Source organism: Nocardia sp. CS682, assembly GCF_004634405.1.
Classification (GTDB): domain Bacteria; phylum Actinomycetota; class Actinomycetes; order Mycobacteriales; family Mycobacteriaceae; genus Nocardia; species Nocardia ninae.
Genome location: NZ_CP029710.1, coordinates 2,243,644 through 2,263,373, shown reverse-complemented (window position 1 = coordinate 2,263,373; position 19,730 = coordinate 2,243,644). Strand labels below are relative to the sequence as shown.

Below are 19,730 nucleotides of genomic sequence, written 5' to 3'. Positions count from 1 at the left end.
GGGTCGAGAGCACCTGTCTACGGCAGCAAGCCGTGCCGGCGCGCGGTGACCACGGCCTCGTGGCGGGTGTGCGCGTCCAGTTTGGTCATGGCGTTGCGGAGGTAGCTCTTGATGGTCTCCGGTCCGACCGAGAGGCGTTGGGCCGCTTCCTGATTGGTACAGCCGAGCGCGATCTGGGCGAGCACGTCCAACTCGCGCCGGGACAGGTGTGGAGCGTCCGTGGCCGGGTCGCCGACCATCACGCGCGTCAGGCGTTCGCAGACGGTGTGCAGGCGATTGCGGAGGTGGTCGTCGGCCGAGTGGACCATGCCGCGGAGTTCGGCGTGGATGTCGCGCAGCTCCTCGGCCATGGCGGGTGCGGTGTCGGAGGCCGGGTTGGTCGCCTCGAGCAGCCGCAGGCGCCGATCCACCTCGTCGCGGATGGCGATCTCGGTGGCCAGCCGGCGACCCGCCTGGACAACGAGGTCGGCGGTGCGATCGCCCAGCGGGCTCGCACCGCGTGTCGCCGCGTAGAGCACCGCGCGCGAGCGTTGGCCGACCACCACCGGCACCGCGACGATCGAGCGGAGCCCTTCGCCGGAGACCGGCCCGTCGTAGTGGTGGGTGATGCTGGAGGTGTTGAAGTAATCCGAGACCGAGGCGGGGCGGCCGGAATCCATCACGCGCCCGCCGAGGCCCGAGGTGCGCAGCACCGAGAGTCCGCGCAGGCCGTTGGTCAGGGTACCGACGAATTCTGATAGCAGCAGTGCATCACCGTGCACTTCGCCGCCGAACGCCACCGGCACCCGCGCCGTGCCCGCTACCCAGCGGATTTCGGCGCGCAAGGCGTCGGCGTCGCGTGGACGCAACAGTGGACTGTGGGTCATGGGACTCACCCCTTTTCGGGGTAGTGGGTGATCGATGTGACCCACATCCTATTGGGTGAGCTGGATCATGATGAGGAGTGGCGGAAATGGGCACCGACCTGACTGCGCGGGTGCGCGAACTGCTGGACATGTACGACCGGCCCGACGCGTGCGCAGCGGATCTGCTGTGTGACCGGCATCCGGCGGATGCGATCGCCTGCACCATCGTCGATCGCGACCTGTCCTCGATCGATCTCACCTACGGCGAACTGCGGGAACGTTCGGCGCGTTTCGCCACCGGCCTGGCCCAACTGGGGATCCAGCAGGGCGACCGGGTGGCGACACTGATGGGGAAATCCACCGATCTGGTGGTGGCGTTGCTCGGGATCTGGCGCCGCGGCGCGGTGCATGTTCCGTTGTTCACCGCGTTCGCGCCGCCTGCCATCGCGTTCCGGCTGGAGGCGAGCGGCACCTCGATCGTCATCGCCGATGCCGATCAAGCGGCCAAACTGGCGCCCGGCCCCGACATGCCCGCCGACCCGCCGTGGCAGCTCATCGTCAGCGGCGACGCGCCCGAGGGCACGCTGGGCATGGTGGATCTGCTCGCCGAAGACGCGCAGCACGAACCGGCGGCGGTGATCGGCGGCGACGGTCTACTGGTCGAGCTGTTCACCAGCGGCACCACCGGAACGCCCAAGGGCGTGCCGATTCCGTTGCGCGCACTCGCGTCGTTCCAGGCGTATCAGGAGTTCGCGCTGGACGTGCGCGCGGACGACGTCTTCTGGAACGCGGCCGATCCGGGCTGGGCGTACGGCCTGTACTGGGCGATCATGGCGCCGCTGGCCAGCGGTGTGCGCAGCATCCTGTTGCACGCCGCGTTCTCACCGACGCTCACCTGGCAGGTGCTGGAACGCTTCGGCGTCACCAACTTCACCGCCGCCCCGACGGTGTATCGCGCGCTGCGCGCCGACAGCGCCGGGGCGGCGCGGCATGCCGCACTGCGCCGCGCCTCGTCGGCCGGTGAACCGCTGACCCCCGAGGTGGTCGCGTGGTCGCAGGAGCATCTGGGTGTCGCCGTGCGCGACCATTACGGGCAGACCGAGCACGGCATGCTGATCTGCAACTCCTGGCACGAGGCGCTCGACGCCGAGGTCCCGGCCGGCTCGATGGGCCGGGCGCTGCCCGGGTGGACGTGCGCGGTGCTGTCCGATGACAGCGACACCATCGCACCCACCGGCGAGCTCGGCCGGGTGGCCATCGACACCGAAAACAGCCCGCTGCTCTGGTTTCTCGGCTATCTCAACGCCCCGGAGCGCACCGCCCAGCGCTACACCTCCGACGGCCGCTGGTACCTCACCGGCGACGCGGGCTCGCAGGATGAGAACGGTTTCTTCCGCTTCTCCGCGCGTGACGACGACGTGATCATCATGGCCGGCTACCGGATCGGCCCGTTCGAGGTCGAGAGCGTGCTGGTGTTGCACGACCAGGTCGCCGAGGCGGCGGTGGTCGGCATGCCCGACGAGCTGCGCGGTGAGGTGCTCGAGGCGTTCGTGGTGTTGCGCGACGGGTTCGCCGGTAGCGTCGAGCTGGAGGCCGAGCTGCAGGATCTGGTGAAGAAGAAGTTCGCCGCCCACGCCTACCCGCGCACGGTGCACTTCGTCGAGAGTCTGCCGAAGACGCCGAGCGGCAAGGTGCAGCGATATGTGTTGCGGCAGAAGGGAAACAAGTGATGTCGCTCCCGAGTTACGCGTCCGGCACCTCGGAAACCCCGCTGCTCGGTGACACCATCGGCGGCAACCTCGACCGCACCGTCGCCGCCTACCCGGACCGGGAAGCGTTGGTGGACAAGCCCACCGATCGGCGCTGGACCTACCGCGAGCTCGGCGCCGCGATCGACGCGCTGGCCACCGGACTGGCCGCGCGCGGCATCGGGAAGGGCGACCGGGTCGGCATCTGGGCGCCCAACTGTGCGGAATGGTTCTTCGTGCAGTACGCGACGGCGAAGATCGGCGCGATCCTGGTCAATATCAATCCCGCCTACCGCACCAGCGAGCTGGAATACGTGCTGTGTCAAGCGGGTGTACGGGTGCTGGTCGCGGCCCCGGAATTCAAGACGTCGAACTATGTCGCGATGATCGAGCAGGTCCGGCCGAACTGCCCGGCACTGGAGCAGGTGCTGGTGCTGGGTACGCCGGAATGGGATGAGCTGGCGGGCACCGCGATCGACGCGGATCGGTTGGCCGCGCTGGGCGCGGAACTGTCCATCGACGACCCGATCAACATCCAATACACCTCGGGGACAACAGGTTTCCCCAAGGGTGCCACACTCAGCCATCACAACATCCTGAACAACGGCTTCTTCGTCGGCGAACTGTGCGGCTACACCGAACAGGACCGGATCTGCGTGCCGGTGCCGTTCTATCACTGCTTCGGCATGGTCATGGGCAATCTGGCCAGCACCAGTCACGGTGCGGCGGTGGTGATTCCGGCACCGGCGTTCGATCCGGTGGCGACCCTGGCCGCCGTCGAGTCCGAGCGCTGCACCTCGCTCTACGGCGTGCCGACCATGTTCATCGCGCTGCTCACCGAATTGGATTCCGCCACACCGGATCTGTCCAGCCTGCGCACCGGCATCATGGCGGGCTCGCCGTGTCCCGTCGAGGTGATGAAGCGGGTCATCGACCGGATGGGCATGCACGAGGTGTGCATCTGTTACGGCATGACCGAGACCTCGCCGGTGTCCACCCAGACCCGCCGCGACGACGGCATCGACCGGCGCACCGCCACCGTCGGCCGGGTCGGCCCGCACCTCGAGGTCAAGATCGTCGATCCGGCAACGGGTCTCACGGTGCCGCGCGGCGAGCCGGGCGAACTCTGCACCCGCGGCTACTCGGTGATGCTCGGCTACTGGAACGACCAGGACAAGACCGCCGAGGCGATCGACACCGCACGCTGGATGCACACCGGCGACATCGGCGTGATGGACGACGACGGCTACCTGGCGATCACGGGCCGGATCAAGGACATGGTCATCCGCGGCGGTGAGAACGTCTACCCGCGCGAGATCGAGGAGTTCCTCTACACCCATCCCGACATCCTGGATGCGCAGGTGATCGGCGTGCCCGACCCGAAATACGGTGAGGAGCTGATGGCCTGGGTCCGGATGCGCGACGGCGCGGCACCGTTGGACGCCGAGGCAGTGCGCGAGTTCTGCGCGGGCAAGCTGGCGCACTTCAAGATTCCGCGCTATGTGCACGTGGTCGAGGAGTTTCCGATGACTGTCACGGGCAAAATTCGCAAGGCGGAGATGCGCGAATTGTCGCGTGGGCTCCTCGGTTTGCCGCAGGAAGTCTGATATCGCTGCTGGTGAGAGACGTTAACGTCGCGGATGCCCCGAATTGTGTGGTCATGTGAGTTGTCAGTGATCCACATATGGTGGAACAAGGTCATTTTCGGGGATTGACAAATCTGATATCGAAAGGTCTTGCATGTCCATCGGTTCGTTATCACGTGTCCTGACTGGCGTTTTCGTCGGCGCCGCACCGCTGCTCATGGTCGCACCGGTCGCCTCCGCGGCGCCGGACAGCCCCTACAGCTGCTCGGGTATTTATTTGACGAGTGATGGCTCCGCGGAAGTGGAGTCCTGCATTTATGCCGAGAACGGCGTGCCGCGGGCATTCGGTGGAATCACTTTCAAAAACGATTCCATCAATTCGAAGAATTGCACCATGGTGGTGACCGTCGTGGATAAAGACGCGTACGCGAACGGGGGCACCGATGAACACGTCGCAACCAGCGGTCCATTCCCTTGCACCAACGGCAGATACCCCTCCCCGCCGTTGACCGTGGACCAGGCATTGGCGAAGCCGGGACATCGGTATGTCAGTTTCACCGAGGTCACCAAGGACGGCAACGGGATCATCCGGATGTACAGCCCGGAATTGATCTTGCCGTAGGCAATTGGGTCCAGTCGCGCGAACTACCGAACCAGGCCGAGTGTGCTCGGCCTGGTTCGGTGCGTCGTGCCGAAGGCCGGGACCAGCGGTGACACGGCACGTGCGACCCGGTTCCACTGGGTGCGGGCCCCTTGTCGGGTGGTCCCGGTAGTGTCTGCGGACGTGACGACAGCGCCCGAGACTGTAAGTGCAGAGTCCGACCCCGCCGTGCTCCCACCCGCGACGCCCCTCGGTGTCGCGAGCCAAGCGAGCGTGAACCGTCGCATCGCCGACGAGCTCGCGGTGCGGGAAAGCCAGGTGCGTGCCACCGTCGAGCTACTCGACGCAGGCTCGACCGTGCCGTTCATCGCGCGATACCGCAAGGAAGTCACCGGCGGCCTCGACGATGCGCAGCTGCGCCTGCTCGACGAGCGTCTGCACTACATTCGCGAGCTCGACGAGCGCCGCGGCGCCATCCTCGAATCCATTCGCGGCCAGGGCAAACTCGACGACGCGCTGCACCAGCAGATCATGCTCGCCGAGACCAAGGCCCGGCTCGAGGACATCTACCTGCCCTACAAGCCGAAGCGGCGCACCAAGGCGCAGATAGCGCGCGAGGCGGGCCACGAGCCGGTCGCCGACGCGCTGATCAACGACCCGACCACCGATCCCGCGCAGTACAACGCCGAGCAGCTCGACGGTGCGCGGTCGATCCTGGTCGAGCGGTTCGCCGAGGACGCCGACCTGGTCGGCGAGCTGCGCGAGCTGATGTGGAACCGTGGCCAGGTCCGGTCGACGGTGCGCGCGGGCAAGGAGGAGGCCGGCGCCAAGTTCGCCGACTACTTCGAGTTCAACGAGCCGTTCACCAAGCTGCCCTCGCACCGCATCCTGGCGCTGCTGCGCGGTGAGAAGGAAGACGTGCTGTCGCTGCACCTCGAGCCGGACACCGAAGAACTCGAGCCGGGCGAACGCTCCATTTATGAGGGCCGCATCGCCATCAAGTTCGGCATCGCCGACAAGGGCCGCGCCGCCGACTCCTGGCTGCTGGATACCGTGCGCTGGGCGTGGCGGACCAAACTGCAAGTGAGCCTTGGCATCGACACCAGGATGCGGCTGCGGCAGGCAGCCGAGAAGGACGCCGTCGACGTGTTCGCGGCGAACCTGCGCGACCTGCTGCTCGCCGCGCCGGCCGGCACCCGCACCACCATGGGTCTGGACCCCGGCTACCGGACCGGTGTGAAGGTGGCCGTCGTCGACGCCACCGGCAAGGCCGTCGCGACCGAGGTGATCTACCCGCACAAGCCGCAGGGGCAGACCGAGAAGTCCCTCGCCGTGCTCGGCGCGCTGGTCGCCCGGTTCGGGGTCGAGCTCATCGCCATCGGCAACGGCACCGCCTCGCGGGAGACCGATGCCCTTGCCACCGAGCTCATTTCGCGCATTCCGGAGAACAAGCCGACCAAGATCGTGGTGTCCGAGGCGGGCGCGTCGGTGTACTCCGCCTCCGCCTACGCCACCCAGGAACTGCCCGACATGGACGTGTCGCTGCGGGGCGCGGTGTCGATCGCGCGTCGCCTGCAGGACCCGCTGGCCGAACTGGTGAAGATCGATCCGAAGTCGATCGGCGTCGGCCAGTACCAGCACGACGTGTCCGAGACGCTGCTGGCGCGTTCGCTCGGCGCGGTGGTCGAGGACGCGGTGAACGCGGTCGGCGTCGACGTGAACACCGCCTCGGTGCCGCTGCTGTCGCGGGTGTCCGGCATCGCCGGATCGGTGGCGGAAAGCATTGTGGCGCACCGGGATCAGAACGGGCCGTTCCGCAGCCGGACCGCGCTGCTCGAGGTACCGCGGCTCGGACCCAAGGCGTTCGAGCAGTGCGCGGGCTTCCTGCGGATTCGCGGCGGCGACGACCCGCTGGACACCTCCGCGGTGCACCCCGAGGCGTACCCGGTGGTCCGGCGGATCATGGAGAAGACCGGCCGCGACATCACCGAGGTCATCGGCAACACGACCGTGCTGCGCTCGCTGCGCGCCGACGAGTTCACCGACGAACGCTTCGGTCTGCCGACCGTCACCGACATCATCAGTGAGCTCGAGAAGCCGGGCCGCGACCCGCGACCGGAGTTCAAGACCGCGGAGTTCGCTGCGGGCGTGGAGAAGGTCGCCGACCTCGAGCCCGGCATGGTGCTCGAAGGGGTCGTCACGAACGTCGCCGCGTTCGGCGCGTTCGTCGACATCGGTGTGCACCAGGACGGGCTCGTGCACGTTTCGGCGATGTCGCACAACTTCATCAAGGATCCCCGCGAAGTGGTGAACACCGGTGACGTGGTCAAGGTGAAGGTGCTCGAGGTCGACGTCGCCAGGCAGCGCATCGGACTGTCGCTGCGGCTGGACGACGAGCCGGGCGTCGCCGCCAAGGGCGAACGCGGCGAGAACCGGCAGCGTGGCCAAGGTGAGCGCAAGGGTGGCGCGCCGGAGCGGCAGAATGGGCAGGGCAAGAACCAGCAGGGCCGCAATCAAGGTCAGCGGAACCAGGGCCAGGCGCGCGGCGGTGGCAATCAGCGTCGCAACGCGCCCGCGCCGACCGGTTCGATGGCGGATGCGTTGCGCCGGGCGGGTTTCGGGCAGTAGTTCGGACGGAGGATTCAGGCGGCCATGCGACGGTGGCTCAGTGAGGATGTGATCGCGCAGGGCAGGCTCCCGCTGCTGTGCTTCCTTCTAGGGTTCATCGTCGGCTTCCTGTTGATCCGGCTCAGCGTCCGGCTGATCCGCAAACAGGTGCGCTGGTGGCCGGGCAACGTGCGGTCCGGCGGGGTGCACATCCACCACATGGTGTTCGGGGTGATCCTGGTGCTGGTGTCCGGCGTCGGCATGGTCACCCTGTACCAGACCGCCGACACCACCACGGCCGCCGTGCTCGCCGCCGCCTTCGGTGTCGGTGCCGCGCTCACCCTCGACGAATTCGCGTTGATCTTCTATCTGCGCGACGTGTACTGGGAGGAGCAGGGACGCACCTCGGTCGACGCGGTGTTCGTCGCGCTCGCGGTGACCGGGTTGCTGCTGCTGGGCTTTCACCCGCTGTGGTTGCTGGACATCAACGACTTCCGCAGCGACCCGAGCATCGAGGTCCGCGTGTTCGTGGTCGCCTTCGCCGTGGTGAACCTCGGGCTCGCTGCCACGGTCATCGCCAAGGGCAAGATCTGGACCGGCCTGTTCGGCATGTTCTTCCTGCCGTTGCTCGTCGTCGGCGCACTCCGCCTCAGCAGGCCCGGCGCCCCCTGGGCCCGCTGGCGGTACGCCGACCGCCGTCGCCTCATGTACCGCGCCATCGTCCGCGAACGCCGCTACCGCCGCCCCGTCATCCGCGCCAAGATCTTCGTCCAAGACCTGGTCGCCGGTAAACCCGACGTCGAACACGTCCGCACCGCCGCCGAAGCCGAGCTGACCCGCACCGTCGTGCCTGCCCCACCCGCCCCACACCGCCACCACTTGTCCCTGTTCTCCTCGGACCATGAGCCGGTGGCGGACACTCCCGACGCCGAGCCGGTGGTCCACGCGCCTGATCGCGAATAATGAGTGGATCGGTCAGCTACGAGCTGATCGATCACCAGGTGGTCTGGTCGCGCAATTGTCCGACGCACGGGCTGTGACCACTCGCCCTGTTACCTTTTCCCGCCGCCATCCGTCAGACAGATAGCACTGACGGAAGGAAAGCCCTCATGAACACCAGCACCAAGGACCTCGCACTGCGCGTCACCTACTTGGGCGCGACCGGGCTCGTGCTCACCGAATCGGTGGTCGGCGCCTACTGGGATATCGCCCGGACCCCACATGTTCGTGCGGTTTTCGATCGACTCGAATACCCGATGTATCTCGCGACCGTGCTCGGAGTCGCGAAGGTGGCAGCGGTAGCCGCGATCCTGGCGCCCGGCCACCCGCGCGCTGAGGAATGGGCCTATGCCGGACTGACTTTCGTCTACGGGGGCGCGGCGGTATCGCACATGGCGGTCGGTGACGAGCCGAAGACGTGGATCGCGCCACTGGCAATCGTTGGCCTCAGCCTGGCATCCTGCGTACTGCGGCCACCTGCGGGTCGGCGCAGCCCACTGGCATTGCTACGCCGTTCAGCGCACGCCTGACATTCTGAGGAAACAACTCGCCCTCGCGCCGCGTTCGACGGCGACTGCCGGAAGGTCTCGTTGCGCTGTGTATCTGCCCTGAAATGGTCAGGGTCAGACAGTGATTCGCTGCAATCGCGCTGGCATCGCCGAGTCTTCCGGTGTCAGCGCGACCTGCATGCACGCGGCGATCAAGGCGGTCTCACCCACCGCGCAGAGCAGTGATTGGGCGAGTGCGGCACCGGGATCCGCAGTGACCACATCGAACCACATGTCGACCACCGCTGCGCCGGCCACCGCCGACGCGACCAATCGGGCGCGGGAATCATTGCGGCACAACAACATCGTGGTCAGCCCGCAACCGGCGGCCAGCAGGAGATCCAAGCCGACCCACGCGGATGACCAGTTTCGCACCTGAGCGGTACTCGGCAAGGTATTCGAGAGCACGGCCGCCCACGGCACCAGCGCGAGGGCGCTGGCGGCAATGAACCAGCGTGCCTTGGCGCGGGTCAACCGGGTCCGGGGAGTCGACGACGGGAGAAGGGCGGTCATTCGCATGTCGGCCACGGTACTTCCGCAAAGGTTCCTTTGCAAACAAATCTTTGCAAAGGAACCTTTGCTATCTTTGGTCCATGGCACCGCACAGAAGCGACGACATGACCAGCGCCGAACGCACCGCGCTATATCGCACGCTCGCCCACCCGTTGCGCGGTCGCATCCTCGACTACCTGAGCAAGCACGGCGAGGCGAACTCGGCGACGTTGGCGAACGCGCTGGGCGAGAGCACCGGCTCCACCAGCTATCACCTGCGCAGGCTGGCCGAGCTCGGGCTGATCGCCGAGGTCGTGCAGAAATCGACCGGCCGAGAGCGGTGGTGGCGGTCGCTGCCGTTCAGTCACACCACACCCGACCCGGCGAGCATGGAACCGGCGGAGTATGCCGCGGCCGAGCAGTTGGCCCGGGTGAAGTCCGGCCGCGATATCGAGCTGTACCTGCGAGCGGTGCGCGAATGGGCAGGTCCGGATGGCTGGGCGCAGGTCCAACGGCACGGTACGTACCTGACGAAAGCCCAGGTCGGCGAGTTCATGTCGGAGTATCTGACACTGCTCGAGCGATACACTGTCGATCGGGCCGGCGCGCCCGAGGGGGCCGAGCCGATGAACATCCGCCTGTTCGCGGTGCCCGAAACCCCGGCCTGAGTCGGGGGCCGATTTTTCTCGCGCCTCGCTGATCTGGCACAATACTCAGGTTGCCCTGGGTGATCGTGGACCAGGCGCATCCCCTTGAATCGGAGCATGAACCGGCCGAGCACGCACTGTGCCGCCAGGGTCCTCTGTTCGCGCGAACCCATAAGGATGGAAATGAACACCCTTGACTTCGTCGACGAGAAGTCGCTGCGCAGCGACGTCCCCGACTTCCGGCCGGGCGACACCCTCAATGTGCACGTAAAGGTCATCGAAGGCTCGAAGGAGCGCATCCAGGTCTTCAAGGGCGTCGTCATCCGACGCCAGGGCGGCGGCATCCGCGAGACCTTCACGGTCCGCAAGGTGTCGTTCGGTGTCGGCGTGGAGCGCACCTTCCCGGTGCACACCCCGAACATCGACCACATCGAGGTCGTCACCCGCGGTGACGTCCGTCGCGCCAAGCTGTACTACCTGCGCGATCTGCGCGGCAAGGCCGCCAAGATCAAGGAAAAGCGCTGAGCTGACCTGTCGCGCCCCGCGCGACAGTTCGTGGCTGTCGCCACGCATAGACACATCGAATAGCCCGTCATCCTCGGATGTCGGGCTATTCGCTTGTTCGGAGCAAGGCGGGTTGGCCACCGTGCGGCGCAAGCACCTGGCGTGGCCGCCTCGGTCGATGTGCTCGAATCCGTGCGGTCGGCTCGGTGGCATGCCCCTGGGGGGCGGCCTCGCCGCCTACCTGGGGTGGGAACACCCCGCCAGCTCATCGATGGTCGCCGGAACGTCAGGCATGATCAACTGACGGCAGTACTCGAAGGTCGCCTCAGTGGGCATGAACCTGTACTCCACTGCAGCACCCCCAATGAGCGGGCTAATCTAGTCCGCGTGGCAGACGAAAGCGGGTCGATTGCGGTGTCCGGGTCGGACGACGAAGGAAACCGTCCGCGCAGCAGGCGGCGCGGAAAGCAGCGCAAACAGCGACCGTTCTGGCAGGAGCTGCCGATCCTGGTCGTGATCGCGGCGGTGATCGCAGCCCTCATGGTCACTTTCATCGGGCGCCCGTACGTGATTCCGTCGCAGTCGATGGAGACCACCCTGCACGGCTGCGCCGGTTGCACGGGCGACCGCATCTACGTGCAGAAACTCAGCTACTACTGGGGTGATCCGAAGCCGGGCGACGTCGTCGTGTTCGTCGGACCGCCCTCCTGGAACGACACCTACCGGTCGATCCGATCGGACAACGCCGCCGTGCGCGGCGTGCAGAACTTCTTCTCGTTCTTCGGCCTGGTACCCCCGGACGAGAACGACCTGGTCAAACGCGTGATCGCGGTCGGTGGGCAGACTGTCGAATGCTGTGATCCGCAGGGGCGGGTCATCGTCGACGGCAAGCCGCTGGACGAGCCGTACGCCCGCTACATCGTCCCGTACACCCCCGGCCAGCCCTTCGGCGCCGGTGGCGGGCGTGAGTTCAAGCCGGTGAAGGTGCCCGAGGGGCATCTGTGGGTGATGGGCGACAACCGCAACGAGTCGCGGGATTCGCGCGCCCACATCAAGGACGAGCTGCAAGGCACGGTGCCGGTGGACAACGTCCGCGGCAAGGCCGTCTTCAAGATCTGGCCGCCCGGGCGGATCGGTCCGGTGCGTTCGGAAAACGCCCAGGAAAACTAGACCATCAGCGGCCGCAGCATAATTGGACGGTGGGGCAGGGTCGAGTGGTACAGAGCAATGGGTGGCCGCCGCGCGTGGTGATGCGCAAGGCCAGTGGGTTGCGCACGCTGGAAGCGGCATTGATCCGCAGCGGGCTCGGCCCGGTGGCCGGCGTCGACGAGGCGGGTCGCGGACCGTGTGCGGGACCGTTGGTCGTCGCAGCGTGTCTGCTGGCGCCGAAGGCCTACGACAAGCTGGCCGGGCTCGACGATTCGAAGAAGCTCACCGAGCCCGTTCGGGAAGAGCTGTATCCGATCATCACTCGACTGTCGCTGGCCTGGAACGTGGTGGTCATCCCGGCCTGGGAGATCGATTCGATCGGCATCCATGTCGCCAATATCGAGGGCATGCGGCGCGCGGTCGCCGGACTCGGTCAGACGCCGGGATATGTGCTGACCGACGGGTTTCGGGTGCCGGGCATTCCGGCGCCGTCGCTACCGGTGATCGGCGGTGACGCCGCCGCGGCCTGCATCGCCGCCGCCAGCATCCTGGCGAAGGTCACCAGGGATCGGATGATGGTCGAGCTCGACGCGCGGTTCCCGGGCTACGGTTTCGCGTCCCACAAGGGCTACAACACGCCCGACCATATCGCCGCCTTGCAGCGCCTCGGCCCCAGTGCCGAACACCGGCGTTCCTGGCGCAATGTGCGGGAGGCGGCGGGCCTGCGGCCGGTCGCCACGGTGGCCGAGGAGGCCGACGCGGTACTCGCGGGCGAGGTCGACCCGATGATGTCCGAGGAGTTCCAAGTCGTGCGTCCGGATAGCCGAGTGGCTACCGGCGCTACCCATGCGCGATGATGTCAGCACACGACGCAACGCGGCGAGAAGGAGGACGTCCCACCCGATGAGTGCCGAGGACCTCGAGAAGTACGAAACCGAGATGGAGCTCTCGCTGTACCGAGAGTACAAAGACATCGTCGGTCAGTTCTCGTACGTGGTGGAGACCGAGCGCCGTTTCTATCTGGCCAACTCTGTGGAGCTGCGCCCGCAAAACGCCGATGGTGAGGTGTATTTCGAGGTTCGGATGAGCGATGCCTGGGTGTGGGACATGTACCGCCCGGCCCGCTTCGTCAAGCACGTCCGAGTGATCACCTTCAAGGACGTCAACATCGAAGAGCTCGAGAAGCCGGACTTGCGCCTGCCGGAGTAGCCCGCCAGCTCGGCCCGCCGACAACTCCGCGCCACTCGGTGCCTGCGCACCGCGCGTTGTCCACAGGGCCTCGGCTATCAACAGGTTTTGTCTTTGCCCAGGTCGAGGCCCGAAGGCGCGGTGCCCGGCCGGGGACGCTGACCGAGTGACAGACACAAGGGCGCTCGGCGCGTACGGCGAGAAACTGGCGGCACGGTACCTGCAGGCCGCGGGGATGGAGATCGTCAGCAGAAACTGGCGATGCAGATACGGCGAACTGGACCTGATCGCCAGGGACGCCGATGTCACCGCATTCGTTGAGGTCAAGACCCGGTCCGGGCTCGGGTTCGGGATACCGGCCGAATCGGTCACCTTCACCAAACAGCAGCGCATTCGGCGGCTCGCCCTGCTGTGGCTGGCCGAGCAGGACGGGCCGTGGCGGCACATCCGGTTCGACGTCGTCTCGGTGCTCCTGATCCGCGGACACGAACCGCAGATCGACCATCTCGAGGCGGTGTTCTGATGGCCCTCGGCCGGGCTCATTCGGTCGCGGTCACCGGGGTGGACGGTCTGCTGGTCGAGATCGAAGCCGATATCGGGCAGGGGCTGCCCTCGGTGCACCTGGTCGGCTTGCCGGATACGGCACTGCAGGAATCGCGGGACCGGGTGCGCTCGGCCGTGGCGAACTCGGGGGAGAAGTGGCCGGACGGGCGGGTGATTCTGGCCCTCTCGCCTGCGACGCTGCCCAAGATCGGCAGCGTTTACGATCTGGCCCTGGCCATTGCGGTGCTCGACGCGTCGGGTGCCGTTCCGTCGGAGCGGCTGGCGAAGACGGTGCTGCTCGGCGAGCTCGCGCTGGATGGCCGGGTCCGGCGGGTGCGCGGCATCCTGCCCGCGGTGATCGCGGCCCGCAATGCGGGGTGGCCTGCGGTCGTGGTGCCGGAGGCGGCGATGGCCGAAGCCGGATTGGTCGCCGGGGTGGCGGTTTTCGGGGCGCCCAGCCTGCGCATGGTGGTGGCCTGGTTGCGTGGTGAAGGCACGCTTCCCGAACCGAACGGGCAGCTGCCCGATCCGGTGCGTTCCGGCGGTGACCTGAGCGAGGTGGTCGGGCAGGACGAAGCCCGCTGGGCACTCGAGGTGGCCGCGGCCGGCGGGCACCATCTGCTGCTCACCGGTCCGCCAGGGATCGGGAAGACCATGCTGGCGCAACGTCTTCCGGGGCTGTTGCCGCCACTGTCGGAGTCCGAATCGTTGGAGGTGACCGCCATCCATTCGATGGCGGGTGTGCTGTCCGGGGATCATCCGCTCGTCACGATGCCGCCGTTCGTCGCACCGCACCATTCGACGTCGGTGACCGCGATGGTCGGCGGCGGCTCGGGCACCGCACGGCCGGGCGCGGTGAGCAGGGCGCATCGCGGCGTGCTGTTCCTCGACGAATGCGCCGAGATCGGGACCAAGGTCCTGGAGGCGATGCGAACTCCGTTGGAAGAGGGCGAGGTTCGCATTGCCCGCCGCGACGGCGTCGCCCGCTATCCGGCCCGGTTCCAGCTGGTGCTCGCGGCCAACCCGTGCCCGTGCGCACCGGCTCGGGACGTCGACTGCATCTGCGCACCGCTCGCCCGGCGCCGCTACCTCGGGAAACTGTCCGGGCCGCTGATGGATCGCATCGACATCTGGGTGCAGATGCGCGGTCAGTCCGGCGCCGCGTTCAGTACCGACGAGGCCGAGAGCAGCGCGGTGGTGCGTGAGCGGGTCGCCGTGGCGCGGCAGGCGGCGGTGCGGCGCTGGCAGGAGTTCGGCTGGCTGACCAACGCCGAAGTCCCCGGACATATTCTGCGCCAACGATTCCGGCTCCCGCGCGAGGCGATCGCTCCGGTCGAGACGGCGCTGCGTCTCGGTCGAATGTCGGCGCGTGGGGCCGATCGTGCCATCCGGGTCCCATGGACGCTAAGATGACCTCTATGAAGGCGGCCGTTTACCTGCGCCAATCCCAAGACCGGGCGGGTGATGAGCTCGGCATAGATCGCCAACGCCGAGACGTCATGCGGTTGGTCTCCCAGCGTGGGTGGACAGTGCACTTCGAATATGTCGACAACGACACCAGCGCCTCAAGCCGCAAGCGCCGCCCGCACTTCGAAGCGATGCTCGAAGCTGTGGAGCGTGGCGAAGTGGACGTGATCGTGGCCCGTCATGTCGACCGCCTGCTACGTCGCCTCGCCGAGCTGGAGAGGGTGCTGGACCTTTGCGAAAAGCACGGCGCATACGTCGTAACCGCATCCGACGGAGTAGACACGTCAACTGACGGTGGTCGGCTGGTCGCCCGAATCCTCGCTGCGGTCGGGCAGGGAGAGGTCGAGCGTAAAGGTGCTCGGCAACGATCCGCTGCACAACAGGCAGCTGCCCAGGGGAGGTGGATCGGCGGCCGGCGCGCGTTCGGCTACGAGCCGGACGGCATGACGATTCGCGAGGACGAGGCACGGCTGATCAGGCAGGCGTACGACGACATTGTCACTGGAGCGTCCGCGGGTTTCGTTGCACGTCAATGGAACTCACAGGGAAGCAGCACGCCACAGGGGCGCCGTGATGGTTCTCCCAAGCCATGGAATCATGAGAATGTTCGTACGGTACTGGTGAATCCACGCTACGCAGGACTTCGACGTCACCGCACGGCCGAACAGCGGGCTGATACACGCAAGAACCCCACTCTGGGGATCGCTGGAGTTGCCCAGTGGCCCGCGATTGTTTCAGAAGAGAAGTGGAGGGCAGCGGTCGCTATATTGAGTGATCCGACAAGGATGAAGGCTCCAACGGGTCCGCGGCTACTGCTATCCGGCCTGGCGAAATGCGGCGTCTGCGGTGAGACCGTCCATGCTGGATCCCGTTCAAGACGGCTGTCTACGTATAGATGTAGAAGCGGAAGGCACGTATCGCGCCGTGCCGAGCCGATCGATCAATTCGTCGAAGACGTCACTCTCGCTCGTCTCCTTCAGCCTGATGCACTCGAACTCTTCTCGCCGAAGGTCCACAACGACGTTGCCCCCCTGGTTCTGGAGGCTCAGGTGGTCCGTGATCGTCTCGGTACAGTCGCCGACGAGTTTGCCGACGGCTCTGTGTCCGCGGACCAGCTCCGGAGGATCACTGAGCGTCTCAATGGAAGACTCGCCACGCTGGAAGCACAGATCGCAGAGGCGGGGCGCGCCGATGTGATCGCGCCCATCGTCCATTCGGCAGACATTGCGGCCACGTGGGCAGGGCTCGAGACCCACCAGAAACGCGGAATCATCGACTCTCTAATGGTCGTAACGATCGAGTTGATCGGGCCAGGGCGCCGGCCAGACGGGAGCTACTTCGCTGCCGACGGTGTTCGCGTTGACTGGCGCGGATAGCAAGAAACGGTGTGAACTTCGCCGAATTCCGAAACGGAGTAGCCTCACTGTCGAAGAAGAAGTAGTTCTACGTCCCGTGGCCTCGGTGGCCGAGAACCGCGGGGCGATCGTAGCGTTACGCGTCGTTCGCGAAGACGGAGGCGCGTCAGCGTCGTGGTTGCGATCGCGGGAATCGAACATCGCCTGGTTGCTGTAGTCGTACAGTGCTTGGAGTAGATGCGATCGCAGCTGGGATCGAGGTCCAACGATGCCCGAATCGTCAGACGCAGCCGACACCGCCGCGTACCTTGCGGCCGCTGAGCAACTCATCCTCGCACTGCCGGACGGCGAAGAGTTCATCAACGCCGACATCCAGCAGCGAATGGTTGCCGCTGGCTGGGCTGAGCTGCTTGAGCCGCGGCGAATGGGAGGGGTCTTGCTGGCGCTGAAACGCCAAGGCCACCTGACCAAGATCGGTATGCGATCGAGTCCCGCCCGGTCGCACGGCGGGTTGACGTCGGTGTGGCGGCGGACATACCCGAAGACGTAGCGGGATGTAGCCCCTCATCAGGAGTTGTATACGACGTAGTCGACGACTGCCTTGGCAGAATCCTCGATTCCTGAGTCCAAGACGTCCGCCTTGTACGTCGCCCAATCGGCCAGCTTGCTGGCATCTCTCGCCGCTCCGCGGCTTTCCATGCGCTCGCGGATGCGATCTGGAACAGCTGACACCCAGACAGTTTGGACTGAAGGCGGAGAGAAATTGGACACCGACTTGACGTAGTCCGCGAGCGATATTTGTTTCTCGGCGGCGGTGCGGATGTAACCGATGAACGGAGCATCCACCAGGACCGGGATTCGCTGGCCGATTGTCAGCGCCTCGGTGACCAGCGCGCTGTAGATGTGTGGGTTGACTACCCGCATATAGGTTTCGCTGTCCCTATCGTACGGATTCCCGATTAATTCGGTCATCACCGATTCCTCAAGCGCAGGCGCGAATGCGTCTTTGTCGAGAATGACGGCATCGGCATGGCGAGCAAGATAGCGGGCCGCCGACGACTTGCCGGATGCAGGAAAACCGCAAATGATCGTGACACCTGCCATTCTTGCCCCGATTCGGTCCAGTTGGGCAGCGAACGAATGTTCGAAGGCCGAAGGTTGCTGCGTAGCTGATCGGGCTGTCGCACTCATCAATTCTCCCTAGGCACCGAACGAGTGGTGTAGCTCTCTCATTCAACCGAATGCAGGAATCCGTCCCTGCCAGTCTCCCAGGCGGATGGCTCGGCGGCCAACCCGGGGGCGGTCCGCTATGCCGTGGCTGCGATGAGGTCAAGCAGGTCTGGAGCGATCGTTGGGTTGGCGGCGATGGTGTGTGCCGAGCCGAGGGCGTGGTCGCTGCCGTCCGAATCAGTCACGACGGCACCACTTTCGCGCGCGATCAACACGCCGGCCGCCGTGTCCCACGGCTTGTTCGACAGCAACACGCACCCATCGATCCGGCCTTCAGCGACCCAAGCAAGGTCGAGTGCGGCCGAGCCGAACATCCGGATTCTCTCGACATGTTCAGCCAGTGCTGCGGTAACGGCGAGGCGCCGTAGATTTTTTGCAGCGGCGTCCCGCCCGACCGCGTAGTCGCCGATCGATATGATGGAATTCCGGAGATCCTTTGTGCCACTCGTCTTTATACGTGCTCCGTTGCAGAACGCGCCGCCATCGGTATATGCGTGATATTCCAGTCCGAGAAATGGTGCATGGATGACAGCAACAACTGGAACGTCTTCAAATGTAAGTGCTAGGGAAACTGCGCAAAGTCGAATGCCATGAATGAAGTTGGATGTTCCATCAATGGGGTCCAGTATCCACTGGTACGTAGCCTCTGTGTCATCCGTGTTCTGCCCGCTCTGCTGCTCCTCACCTAAGAAATCAAAAAGTGGCGTGCTCTCGGAAAGTCGCTGGAAAACACTCTCTTGGATTTTTAGGTCTAGATCGGTAACAAAGTCGCGGTCCTCTTTGGCGGTTATTTGTCCTGGCGCAGCGCTGTGTAGTAGAGCACTGCCGACCCGGGCTGCGTCATCGGCGACTTTCAAAAGTTCTTTGAGGCAGGTCACTTGCAACTCCTTGCCTTGGCGCTCGCCCACATGCTCTCGAATACGTCTGCGAATGTGTCGAAAATTCCCGCCTTACCTGATTTCTTGGATACAAAGGTAGGCGAATCGACACCCCTTGCCATCGGAAGATACGGCTGCATAACGCAGATTTCCGAATCGACTATTGTGATATTGAACCTGACAGGCTGATCGTAAACCCGGATAGTCAGCGATCCGGGAGTTTCTGGCCTAATTCGTCGGCACACCCGCTCAAGGGTGCGGATATTGGTGTCCGTGAGGTTGGTGAGTAGTCCTGGATCATGTGCCTCTTCGACCTCGCGAGCTCGAATTGCTGTACCCTCCGGGTCTAAAAAGAGGCACCGGATCACGGTCCCATTCTCCAGAAGTCGCAAAATGTCACTGTCTGCGTACTGCTGGCACAACATGTTGAGCGATAGCCCAGCCATATCGATCGTGTGAGCTGTTTTGAACAGTTCCTGTGGAGGCATTGCTCTCAAGTACTCAAGTCGGGTCGGGTACACCGCTTCGACATCGGCTAAATCGCGTTGGGCACTCTCCGGCGCACTAGTGGTGGTGGCAATTTGGGAGGGATGAAGGTCGTCAACGGAGCCGGTGAACGTCTGAAAGAGTTCTGCAATCGTCCAGTCGGGAAACATTGCCTGAAGAATCCTGCAATGGTCAGGATAGGGCAGGCTCGATATATCTCCTGAAAGCCATCGATAAAACTGTGCCTTTTTCGGGCCGTGGCCGATCAGGTCGGTGTCGAGCTTCTTTGCGAGTCGGTCGTATTCGCGATTGAACGCTGAGACGCTTTGAAGGTGACGCTGCTGAAGAAGTGCCTTCAGAACGGTGCTCATGGTCGCCTGCCTTGCCACGAGATCTGATGTGTTGACAGCACTCTATCACGCAGATGAGACACAGAAGAGACTATTTGCGACATTGCTGCTCAAGCCGAGACATCTGCGGCGGCGAGATGAGACTCCCTGAAAAAACACCCTGGGTGAGCAGGTTTTCCGGATTTTTCCACCCAGAGGAGTTGGATCAGTGGACGCAAACGATCAGTCCCTGCCCATCGAGGTTCGCAGCGGACGCGGGCTCATCAGCTTGAAGACGGCGGCGGCGCTCGTCGACGTCGACCAGAAGACGATCCGTATGTGGATCGCCGCTGGGCATCTTCGGGGCTACAAGCTGAACGGCAATATGTGGCGCGTCAGCAGTCACGAGGTGATAGCGCTCGCTCGCCCAGTCGTTCCATCTGATTCCGGTGGTGCGGCATGAATGCGAATGCTGAGAAGCCTTTCGACGCCAGCGGCGATTCTGACCGTATCGCGCATTACGTAGCC

The 19,730-nt window shown here is 65.1% G+C and carries 21 protein-coding genes; 16 read left to right on the top strand and 5 right to left on the bottom strand.

The window, feature by feature from the left end:
• Window positions 1-17: 17 nt before the first annotated feature.
• On the bottom strand, window positions 18-866 hold the full coding sequence (locus DMB37_RS10115; RefSeq protein WP_135232478.1) for a LuxR C-terminal-related transcriptional regulator: 849 nt from the start codon (window positions 864-866) through the stop codon (window positions 18-20).
• 86 nt (window positions 867-952) lie between these two features.
• Here DMB37_RS10115 and DMB37_RS10110 point away from each other — a divergent pair, with 86 nt between their 5' ends.
• The 6 genes from DMB37_RS10110 to DMB37_RS10085 all read left to right on the top strand — a co-directional run bounded on the left by DMB37_RS10110 (window position 953) and on the right by DMB37_RS10085 (window position 8,916).
• Window positions 953-2,575, top strand: coding sequence for an AMP-binding protein (locus DMB37_RS10110; protein WP_135232477.1), 1,623 nt, complete (start codon window positions 953-955; stop codon window positions 2,573-2,575).
• Window positions 2,575-4,200, top strand: coding sequence for an AMP-binding protein (locus DMB37_RS10105; protein WP_135232476.1), 1,626 nt, complete (start codon window positions 2,575-2,577; stop codon window positions 4,198-4,200). Before DMB37_RS10110 ends, DMB37_RS10105 begins: the two co-directional genes overlap by 1 nt.
• A 133-nt stretch (window positions 4,201-4,333) precedes the next feature.
• Window positions 4,334-4,801 (top strand): hypothetical protein, encoded by a 468-nt coding sequence (locus DMB37_RS10100; protein WP_135232475.1) that lies wholly within the window; start codon window positions 4,334-4,336, stop codon window positions 4,799-4,801.
• Window positions 4,802-5,008: 207 nt separating this feature from the next.
• On the top strand, window positions 5,009-7,408 hold the full coding sequence (locus DMB37_RS10095) for a Tex family protein (RefSeq protein ID WP_135237472.1): 2,400 nt from the start codon (window positions 5,009-5,011) through the stop codon (window positions 7,406-7,408).
• 24 nt (window positions 7,409-7,432) lie between these two features.
• Window positions 7,433-8,350, top strand: coding sequence for a hypothetical protein (locus DMB37_RS10090; protein WP_135232474.1), 918 nt, complete (start codon window positions 7,433-7,435; stop codon window positions 8,348-8,350).
• Between the two features lie 146 nt (window positions 8,351-8,496).
• Entirely contained in the window at window positions 8,497-8,916 is a 420-nt protein-coding gene (locus DMB37_RS10085) for a DoxX family protein (protein WP_135232473.1), read from the top strand.
• 93 nt (window positions 8,917-9,009) lie between these two features.
• Here DMB37_RS10085 and DMB37_RS10080 read toward each other — a convergent pair whose 3' ends face one another.
• Window positions 9,010-9,453, bottom strand: coding sequence for a hypothetical protein (locus DMB37_RS10080; protein ID WP_135232472.1), 444 nt, complete (start codon window positions 9,451-9,453; stop codon window positions 9,010-9,012).
• A 74-nt stretch (window positions 9,454-9,527) separates the two neighbouring features.
• On the opposite strand from DMB37_RS10080, the gene DMB37_RS10075 reads away from it, so the two are divergent.
• From DMB37_RS10075 to DMB37_RS10035, 9 genes are all read left to right on the top strand, one after another.
• Window positions 9,528-10,094: a helix-turn-helix domain-containing protein gene (locus DMB37_RS10075; RefSeq protein ID WP_135232471.1), complete on the top strand. Its 567-nt coding sequence runs from the start codon at window positions 9,528-9,530 to the stop codon at window positions 10,092-10,094.
• 162 nt (window positions 10,095-10,256) lie between these two features.
• Window positions 10,257-10,598 (top strand): 50S ribosomal protein L19, encoded by a 342-nt coding sequence (gene rplS, locus DMB37_RS10070; protein ID WP_029893064.1) that lies wholly within the window; start codon window positions 10,257-10,259, stop codon window positions 10,596-10,598.
• Between the two features lie 366 nt (window positions 10,599-10,964).
• Window positions 10,965-11,747, top strand: a complete 783-nt coding sequence (gene lepB, locus DMB37_RS10065) for a signal peptidase I (protein ID WP_370465358.1) — start codon at window positions 10,965-10,967, stop codon at window positions 11,745-11,747.
• Window positions 11,748-11,827: 80 nt separating this feature from the next.
• Complete coding sequence (locus DMB37_RS10060; protein WP_135237470.1) at window positions 11,828-12,583, top strand: ribonuclease HII; 756 nt, start codon at window positions 11,828-11,830, stop codon at window positions 12,581-12,583.
• A 46-nt stretch (window positions 12,584-12,629) separates the two neighbouring features.
• Entirely contained in the window at window positions 12,630-12,935 is a 306-nt protein-coding gene (locus DMB37_RS10055) for a DUF2469 domain-containing protein (protein WP_011210678.1), read from the top strand.
• A gap of 145 nt (window positions 12,936-13,080) precedes the next feature.
• Window positions 13,081-13,437, top strand: coding sequence for a YraN family protein (locus tag DMB37_RS10050; RefSeq protein ID WP_135232470.1), 357 nt, complete (start codon window positions 13,081-13,083; stop codon window positions 13,435-13,437).
• On the top strand, window positions 13,437-14,870 hold the full coding sequence (locus DMB37_RS10045; protein WP_135232469.1) for a YifB family Mg chelatase-like AAA ATPase: 1,434 nt from the start codon (window positions 13,437-13,439) through the stop codon (window positions 14,868-14,870). The genes DMB37_RS10050 and DMB37_RS10045 overlap by 1 nt, the downstream gene beginning before the upstream one ends.
• 5 nt (window positions 14,871-14,875) lie before the next feature.
• The gene (locus DMB37_RS10040; protein ID WP_167768796.1) at window positions 14,876-16,300 is read left to right on the top strand and encodes a recombinase family protein; all 1,425 of its coding nucleotides are present in this window, start codon (window positions 14,876-14,878) and stop codon (window positions 16,298-16,300) included.
• 247 nt (window positions 16,301-16,547) lie between these two features.
• On the top strand, window positions 16,548-16,829 hold the full coding sequence (locus DMB37_RS10035) for a hypothetical protein (protein ID WP_135232467.1): 282 nt from the start codon (window positions 16,548-16,550) through the stop codon (window positions 16,827-16,829).
• 17 nt (window positions 16,830-16,846) lie between these two features.
• Here DMB37_RS10035 and DMB37_RS10030 read toward each other — a convergent pair whose 3' ends face one another.
• The 3 genes from DMB37_RS10030 to DMB37_RS10020 all read right to left on the bottom strand — a co-directional run bounded on the left by DMB37_RS10030 (window position 16,847) and on the right by DMB37_RS10020 (window position 19,244).
• Window positions 16,847-17,470 (bottom strand): AAA family ATPase, encoded by a 624-nt coding sequence (locus tag DMB37_RS10030; protein ID WP_135232466.1) that lies wholly within the window; start codon window positions 17,468-17,470, stop codon window positions 16,847-16,849.
• A 116-nt stretch (window positions 17,471-17,586) separates the two neighbouring features.
• Entirely contained in the window at window positions 17,587-18,387 is an 801-nt protein-coding gene (locus tag DMB37_RS10025; protein WP_135232465.1) for an inositol monophosphatase family protein, read from the bottom strand.
• Window positions 18,384-19,244, bottom strand: coding sequence for a DUF5919 domain-containing protein (locus tag DMB37_RS10020; protein ID WP_135232464.1), 861 nt, complete (start codon window positions 19,242-19,244; stop codon window positions 18,384-18,386). Before DMB37_RS10020 ends, DMB37_RS10025 begins: the two co-directional genes overlap by 4 nt.
• Before the next feature lie 187 nt (window positions 19,245-19,431).
• Here DMB37_RS10020 and DMB37_RS10015 point away from each other — a divergent pair, with 187 nt between their 5' ends.
• Window positions 19,432-19,665, top strand: a complete 234-nt coding sequence (locus tag DMB37_RS10015) for a helix-turn-helix domain-containing protein (protein WP_167768795.1) — start codon at window positions 19,432-19,434, stop codon at window positions 19,663-19,665.
• Window positions 19,666-19,730: the final 65 nt, after the last annotated feature.